Annotated in this window: 9 protein-coding genes; 7 read left to right on the top strand and 2 right to left on the bottom strand. The window is 64.5% G+C overall.

Features of this window, described 5'->3' with window-relative positions; all coding sequences use genetic code 11:
• The 6 genes from DT074_RS10315 to DT074_RS28020 form a co-directional block, all read left to right on the top strand.
• The coding region (locus DT074_RS10315; protein WP_119419767.1) for a multicopper oxidase family protein at positions 1-1,118 on the top strand (1,118 nt) is incomplete at its 5' end.
• A 69-nt stretch (positions 1,119-1,187) separates the two neighbouring features.
• Positions 1,188-1,682, top strand: coding sequence for a cupredoxin domain-containing protein (locus tag DT074_RS10310; protein ID WP_368744587.1), 495 nt, complete (start codon positions 1,188-1,190; stop codon positions 1,680-1,682).
• A 28-nt stretch (positions 1,683-1,710) separates the two neighbouring features.
• Positions 1,711-2,004, top strand: coding sequence for a copper-binding protein (locus DT074_RS10305; RefSeq protein ID WP_119419765.1), 294 nt, complete (start codon positions 1,711-1,713; stop codon positions 2,002-2,004).
• A 156-nt stretch (positions 2,005-2,160) separates the two neighbouring features.
• Positions 2,161-2,478, top strand: coding sequence for a DUF411 domain-containing protein (locus tag DT074_RS10300; RefSeq protein ID WP_119419754.1), 318 nt, complete (start codon positions 2,161-2,163; stop codon positions 2,476-2,478).
• A 106-nt stretch (positions 2,479-2,584) separates the two neighbouring features.
• The gene (locus tag DT074_RS10295) at positions 2,585-4,021 is read left to right on the top strand and encodes a multicopper oxidase domain-containing protein (RefSeq protein ID WP_119419753.1); all 1,437 of its coding nucleotides are present in this window, start codon (positions 2,585-2,587) and stop codon (positions 4,019-4,021) included.
• 29 nt (positions 4,022-4,050) lie between these two features.
• Positions 4,051-4,263: a hypothetical protein gene (locus DT074_RS28020; RefSeq protein WP_162914768.1), complete on the top strand. Its 213-nt coding sequence runs from the start codon at positions 4,051-4,053 to the stop codon at positions 4,261-4,263.
• Here the strand turns inward: DT074_RS28020 and DT074_RS28015 are convergent.
• Positions 4,231-4,512 (bottom strand): Rieske 2Fe-2S domain-containing protein, encoded by a 282-nt coding sequence (locus tag DT074_RS28015; RefSeq protein ID WP_368744589.1) that lies wholly within the window; start codon positions 4,510-4,512, stop codon positions 4,231-4,233. The genes DT074_RS28020 and DT074_RS28015 overlap by 33 nt on opposite strands.
• Positions 4,513-4,910: 398 nt before the next feature.
• Positions 4,911-5,072, bottom strand: coding sequence for a hypothetical protein (locus DT074_RS28010; RefSeq protein WP_162914791.1), 162 nt, complete (start codon positions 5,070-5,072; stop codon positions 4,911-4,913).
• An 888-nt stretch (positions 5,073-5,960) separates the two neighbouring features.
• Between DT074_RS28010 and DT074_RS10280 the strand changes: the two genes are divergently transcribed.
• Positions 5,961-6,323: a hypothetical protein gene (locus tag DT074_RS10280; RefSeq protein WP_119419750.1), complete on the top strand. Its 363-nt coding sequence runs from the start codon at positions 5,961-5,963 to the stop codon at positions 6,321-6,323.
• Positions 6,324-6,336: the final 13 nt, after the last annotated feature.

The following is a 6,336-nucleotide window of genomic DNA, read 5'->3' as shown; positions in this document are numbered from 1 at the left end:
CCCTGAACGGCTGGTCGGCGCCCTGGCGCATGAACGACGGCTGGAAGGAATTCCACCTCGTCGCCGAGCCGGTGGAGCGCGAAGTGGCGCCGGGCATGACGGCGCATCTCTGGGGCTATAACGGCCAGTCGCCTGGGCCCACCATCGAGGCGGTGGAGGGCGACAAGGTCCGCATTTTCGTCACCAACCGGCTGCCGGAGCACACCACCGTGCACTGGCACGGCATGCTGCTGCCCTGCGGCATGGACGGCGTCGGCGGCCTGACCCAGCCGCAGATCCCGCCCGGCAAGACCTTCGTCTACGAGTTCCCGCTCAAGAAGTCCGGCACCTTCATGTACCACCCGCATGCCGACGAGATGGTGCAGATGGCGATGGGCATGATGGGCAGCTTCATCGTGCATCCGCGCGATCCGGGCCAGCACCGCGTCGACCGCGACTTCATCTTCCTGATCAACGCCTACGACATCGAGCCGGGCGCCATGACGCCGAAGGTCGCCACCATGACCGAGTTCAATCTCTGGTCCTGGAACAGCCGGGTCTTTCCGGGCATCGACCACCTGGCGGTGCGCAAGGGCGACCGAGTGCGCATCCGCATCGGCAACCTCACCATGACCAACCACCCGATCCATCTGCATGGCTACGACTTCGTGGTGACGGGCACCGATGGCGGCTGGGTGCCGCCTTCGGCGCGCTGGCCGGAAGTGACGACGGATATCGGCGTCGGCGCCATGCGGGCGATCGAGTTCACCGCCGACGAGCCGGGCGACTGGGCCTTCCACTGCCACAAGTCGCACCACACGATGAATGCCATGGGCCACAACGTGCCGACCATGATCGGCGTCGACCACAAGGGCGTCACCGAGCGCATCACCAGGCTGGTGCCCGACTACATGCTGATGGGCGAGCGCGGCATGGCCGATATGGGCGAGATGGAGATGCCGCTGCCCGACAACACGCTGCCGATGATGACCGGTGCGGGCCCGTTCGGCGCCATCGAGATGGGCGGCATGTTCAGCGTGGTGAAGGTGCGAGAAGGGCTGGCGCGCGGCGATTACCGCGATCCGGGCTGGTACCAGCACCCGCCCGGCACCGTCGCCTACGAAGCCAAGAACGTCTGACCCAATCGACAATTCAAACAACCCCAGGAGACACTCATGCACTTGCCAATGCTTTGCGTAGTCCACTCGATGCGTACGGCCGTCATTGCTGTGCCCGTCATCGGCGGTCTGGCGATCCCGGGCATGGTGCTCGCCGGTCCCGGCCACAAGCCCGGCGAGAGCCACAGTCACGCCGAAGAGTTGGCCTATGGCGTGCCCGGCGACCCCAAGAAGCCGGCGCGAGTCGTTCAGATCGTCATGCGCGAATCGGAAGACGGCAAGATGCAGTTCGTCCCGGACAAGATCGAGGTCCGCAAAGGCGAGCAGATCCGATTTATGCTGCGCAACAACGGTGGGGTCGACCACGAGATCGTGCTGGCCACGCTCGAGGAGAACCTGAAGCATGCCGAGGAGATGAGGAAGAACCCCGACATGGAGCACGACGACCCGAATGCCAAACGTCTGGCGCCGAGAAAGACCGGCGAGATCGTCTGGCGGTTCACCAAGGCGGGCGAATTCGACTTTTCCTGCCTTATCCCCGGTCATCGCGAAGCCGGCATGTTCGGCAAAGTGATGGTGAAATAGCCACAGCCCCTTCTGCATGGAGGTCAGCATGCGCACATTCTTCTCAGCTCTCGCCGTCGCGGTTGCGTTCGGCGCGGCGTCCGCCGCCATTGCCCAAACCGTGCCGACCGATGGCGAAGTCAGGAAAATCGATGAGTCGGCGGGAAAGATCACGCTCAAACATGCGCCGATCAAGAATCTCGACATGGGCGCCATGACCATGGTGTTCCGTGTCGCCGATCCCGCCATGCTCAAGGCGGTCAAGGTCGGCGACAGCGTCAGTTTCGAAGCCGATCGGGTAAATGGGGCGATCACGGTAACAAAGATCGAGAAGAGGGAGTAAGGCCATGACCCGAACCACACTAGTCAGGTTCGCCGCGGCCGCTCTGTTGGTGGCCGGAGTCGCCGCCGTCACGCTCTACCAGTTCGGCGGAAGGGCGGTTGCGGGCGAGGTGACGGTCTGGAAGTCGCCTGCCTGCGGCTGCTGCGTCAAAAATGGATGGAGTACCTGCGCGCCAGCGGCCTCCGCGTGGTGGGGCACGACAGCGACAAGTTGATGCCGATCAAGCAGCGCCACGGCGTGCCGGACATTCTGCAGTCCTGCCATACAGCCGAGGTCGCCGGCTACACTATCGAGGGACATGTGCCGGCGGCCGAGGTGAAGCGCCTGCTGACCGAGAAGCCGAAGGCGCGCGGCCTTGCCGTCGCCGGCATGCCGGCCGGCTCCCCCGGCATGGAGCAGGGCGGCGCACGCGCGTCCTATGACGTCATCCTGTTCGACGACCGTGAGAAGCAGAGCATCTATCGGCGGTACTGAAGCAGCGTAGCGCGGCGAGCACCCCGCTCGCGGTGCGGCCGAGTGTCTTATCGTGCCGCGTCACCAAGCTGAGCGTAAATCGCCACCGTTGAGGGTCAGTCGCGTCATGACGATCTCGTTAGCGCGCCGTAGCTTTCTCGTCGGCTCTGCGGCGGCGTTCCTCCCCCAGAGGTCGCCGCTCGCAGCGCCATCCTTTCCCCTCACCCTCACAACGAGAACGATCGAGGTCAAGCGGCGGCCCGTTCGTGCGCTGAGCTTGGTCGATCGTTCGGGGCACCCCGGCATCCAGATCCCCACGCCCTTCGAGTTCCGGGCGGAGATCCACAACACCTTGCCCGAGCCGGTCGCATTGAGTTGGACCGGTCAGGACGTCGGGCCGGCACCGGCTGAAGCAGCCGAACCTATCAAGTCCAATGCGCATGGGTCGGTCGAGTTTCGCGCGCGGCCCGGCACGCATCTCGTGCATGCCGGCGACGTTCGGCAGGCTCAGGAGCTGTTGTCGGCGCCGGTAGTCTTCCTGGAACCCGGGCGCGAGGACCGGCAGGATATCGTACTTCTGCTGCAGGACTTCTCGTTCCGCCCCGCCGACGAGCACCTGCATGAGCTGATGGAACGCAGCGCGCCCGGCCACAGGCATGGAGGGGGCCTGGCCGACGAGTTCGATATTGGCGATTGGCCACCCCGCGCCCGCGGCGGGCGGCATCCTGGCGAGGGATCGATCCTCGACCCTCATCTGCACGACATCGATCACGATGCGTATCTGGCCAACCATCGGACCCTCGATGATCCGGAAGTGGTGCGCGTCGAGCGCGGCGGTCGACTTCGCCTGCGCGTGATCAATGGCGCCACTAGCACGGCATTCTGGATCGACTTTGGCGGTCGTCGCGGCGCGGTTATCGCGACCGACGGCCGTGCCGTTGTGCCCGTCACGGATCACCGCTTTCCCATCGCCCCGGGGCAGCGCCTCGACATCGCGCTTGATCTTCCCCGCGACGGCGCGATGGTTCCCGTCTTTGCGCAGCGCGAAGGTGATCGGGTCCGCGCCGGCCTGGTGCTTGCCCCTTCGGGCGCACCCATCCCTCGCTTGACGGACATGGCGGAGTTTCAAGCACTCCCGGTGGACTTGTCACTCGATGTGCGCCTGCGCGGCATTGGTCCGCACGGTGCACCGCCAAGCAGATCCAGGGTCTTTGCGCTGACGGGCGATGATCACGTCTACGACTGGGGAATCGACAACGCGCATCCAGGCGAGGGCGACCCCGTGCCACTGCCGGTCGGCACGATGGTAGAGGCGGTGCTGATCAATGATGGCATCCGTATGCATCCGATGAGCTTCGAAGGGCTCGACGCACATGTCGTTGCTCTCGGGTCTCGGCGCATCAACGGGGCCGTCCGCGACACGGTCATCGTGCCCGGCCGTGGCGGTCGCGTAGCCGTTCTTATCGAGGCGCGTGCGCCAGGCGACCGTCTGCTCGCTTGCCACAACCTGTATCACCGGGCGGTGGGCATGGTGCGCCATTTGCGCTTCGCCACCCACGGCTAGGTGAACTCGCGAAGGCTGGGAGGAAGACCATGATGGCAAGAATGTCGATGATACGGGCGGCTGCCGTGGTGGTTCTGGTGGGATGGATTGCTTCCTGCGCCACGCCGGAGGAGCGGCTTGCCGCCGATCGCGAGCGGTGCGCGAAATTCGGATTCAGCGAGGGAACGGATGCGTTTTCGTCCTGCCTCCTGCACCTGTCGCTCGACCGGTCACCCCGCTATCGCCACCAAGCGCACTTTTGACGGCCGCTCGTCAGCTTGCCAGCAGTTGGAATGGTTCGCCGCCCAATCGACCTTGATGCTCGCATTCGCTATGAATCGGTGGGCCGGAAGCACAACGTTCTTGGGAGCGGGACCACGACGGACACGACCTGATGTGTTGTAGTGCGAGCCGTGGTACGGACAGAACCACCCGCCGAAGTCTCCGTGCGGATCACCAAGGCGCTGCCCGAGAGGTACACAGCGCAAATGAGTGCGGATGCCGATCAGCACTAGCCATTCGGCGCCCTGCACGCGCTTCGCATCGTGCTCGGAATCCTTCGAGTCGGCCTTGTCATCAGAGCGAGCACGGTCGATCCCGGCCGACGTGCGGTGATCGACGAAATCTGGGCGGCCCCCCACATAACGGTGATACGCTGCCCAGGATCGACCGGGCCCAAATCGAGCTCGACTGCGGAAGGGTCGAGCACGTCGGCGCTGAGATTGAGCGCGTCGACGAAGGGTCGGATGCTTGCAGCGGCCCCGATGCCGTGTCAGCTGAGGCCACGGCGGTACCTCATTGGATGGCAAGCGCGCTGCCGCGGGACTCTGACGCCTCCGCAAAGCCGTGCGAACGTCGGCGAGCGGCGCTTGCAGGTAGGAACATCGGAGGGGCGGATCTCCTCGCCGCACTACGACGAGAATGGCGGCTGAGGTCCCCGCATTTTCAGCATCCGGTCAACTAATGACGCGATGGCGACGAGCGCCAGAAGCATCACCAGGAAGGCCGCACCTGACCACAAGGTGGCGCCGATCCAACCAATGATTTCGCAACTCGATGCGCGTTCAAACATCCGGACCTCCTCATATACGTGGATCGCGGATGCTCTTGTCCTCGGTCGCTCGCACGCACGATGGAACGTGAAAAGGCTCGACTTAACGATGCAAGTTCGGGTGTGCCCGGGCGCGCGAACGATGCTTGCAGGACGCGAGCTTGCGTCTCAGCTCACGTCGGATGGTCGCGGCGGATGAGGGTCCGGGCGTCTGTCGCGCCCGAGCGAGTGAATCATGAGAGTGTCGGTTACCAGGGCAGCCGTGAACCACTCGATCTCCGCGACGGTCGGCAACACCATCGCGGTGCCGTCGCAGAAACCATAGCAGCTCGAACTCACTCCAGCGACGTCTGTCGGGCAGGCATCGCACGGTTCCGTCGCAATCCGCGCAACACTGCGGATGCTCGATGTAGCCTCGATGGCGTTCGCATTGGCAGCGGGTGAGACATGTATCGCAACGCCGATGATCAGGCTGACAACGGCGCAGAGGCTCAACCAGCGACTGACAACGCGAGGGCTCATTGGAAGTGAGGCTATGGGCGTCGAAGTCGGCGAGCAATGCACATGGAGACCATCCTGTCGCGATCCGGTCGATGACGAGGCTCCCCCGACTCCGTTGATCGTCCGATCATTCGATCTCGTGCAAATCCCCACTTGAAAAAGGAATTGCCAGTCCCACGTCATTGGCTGACAGCCCATCGATCAGGCGCTGCCGCGGGGGGGCTGCCGACCGCGAGATGGCCGATCTCGTATCACCGTCTCGGGCCTTGATCGCGCTGGGAAGGACCATTTTCGAGGTCATCGACAGGACTGCGTCTAGCCCCGTCGCGAGCGGAGAGCCGCCGAACTAGGCGGCGCCCTACCCGCCAGCAATCCGCGGTGCGCGTGAGCGATAGAGGAGGGGCACCAATGAGACATGCCCGCTTCGCCCAGTCGGCGGCCGTCGGCATTGCGACACTGGCAATTGCAATGACGCAGGCCCGGGCCCACTCGCCCGGCGGCCCGATGGCCTCCGAGGAGATCACCGGCGCGCTGAAGGGGATGGTCTGCACCAGCCATGCCGGCGCTCGATTCGCCTTCACCGGGGACGGGCACTACGCCTACGACGGGCTTTGGAAGAACGGCGGGCACTACTCGATCTCGCGCGGCGCGGTCACTGTCTCGTTCAATAGCGGTCTGGAAAGGTCCTACTCCATCTCGCGTCGAGGCGATGTTCTGTACATGGAGAACACCGCAGTTGTCTGCGGGCCGACCGCCACGGCTTCGCGATGACGATTCTCGTCAA

This window comes from Desertibaculum subflavum, from assembly GCA_003576705.1.
GTDB classification, from domain to species: Bacteria; Pseudomonadota; Alphaproteobacteria; order Ferrovibrionales; family Ferrovibrionaceae; genus Desertibaculum; species Desertibaculum subflavum.
This window is presented reverse-complemented; position numbering and strand designations above follow the sequence as displayed.

Bases quoted from the DNA above. Each gene is read 5' to 3' on its own strand.
- DT074_RS10310 (WP_368744587.1), top strand. From the start codon at position 1,188: ATGCGTACGGCCGTCATTGCTGTGCCCGTCATCGGCGGTCTGGCGATC.
- DT074_RS10305 (WP_119419765.1), top strand. From the start codon at position 1,711: ATGCGCACATTCTTCTCAGCTCTCGCCGTCGCGGTTGCGTTCGGCGCG.
- DT074_RS10300 (WP_119419754.1), top strand. From the start codon at position 2,161: ATGGAGTACCTGCGCGCCAGCGGCCTCCGCGTGGTGGGGCACGACAGC.
- DT074_RS10295 (WP_119419753.1), top strand. From the start codon at position 2,585: ATGACGATCTCGTTAGCGCGCCGTAGCTTTCTCGTCGGCTCTGCGGCG.
- DT074_RS28020 (WP_162914768.1), top strand. From the start codon at position 4,051: ATGATGGCAAGAATGTCGATGATACGGGCGGCTGCCGTGGTGGTTCTG.
- DT074_RS28010 (WP_162914791.1), bottom strand. From the start codon at position 5,072: ATGTTTGAACGCGCATCGAGTTGCGAAATCATTGGTTGGATCGGCGCC.
- DT074_RS10280 (WP_119419750.1), top strand. From the start codon at position 5,961: ATGAGACATGCCCGCTTCGCCCAGTCGGCGGCCGTCGGCATTGCGACA.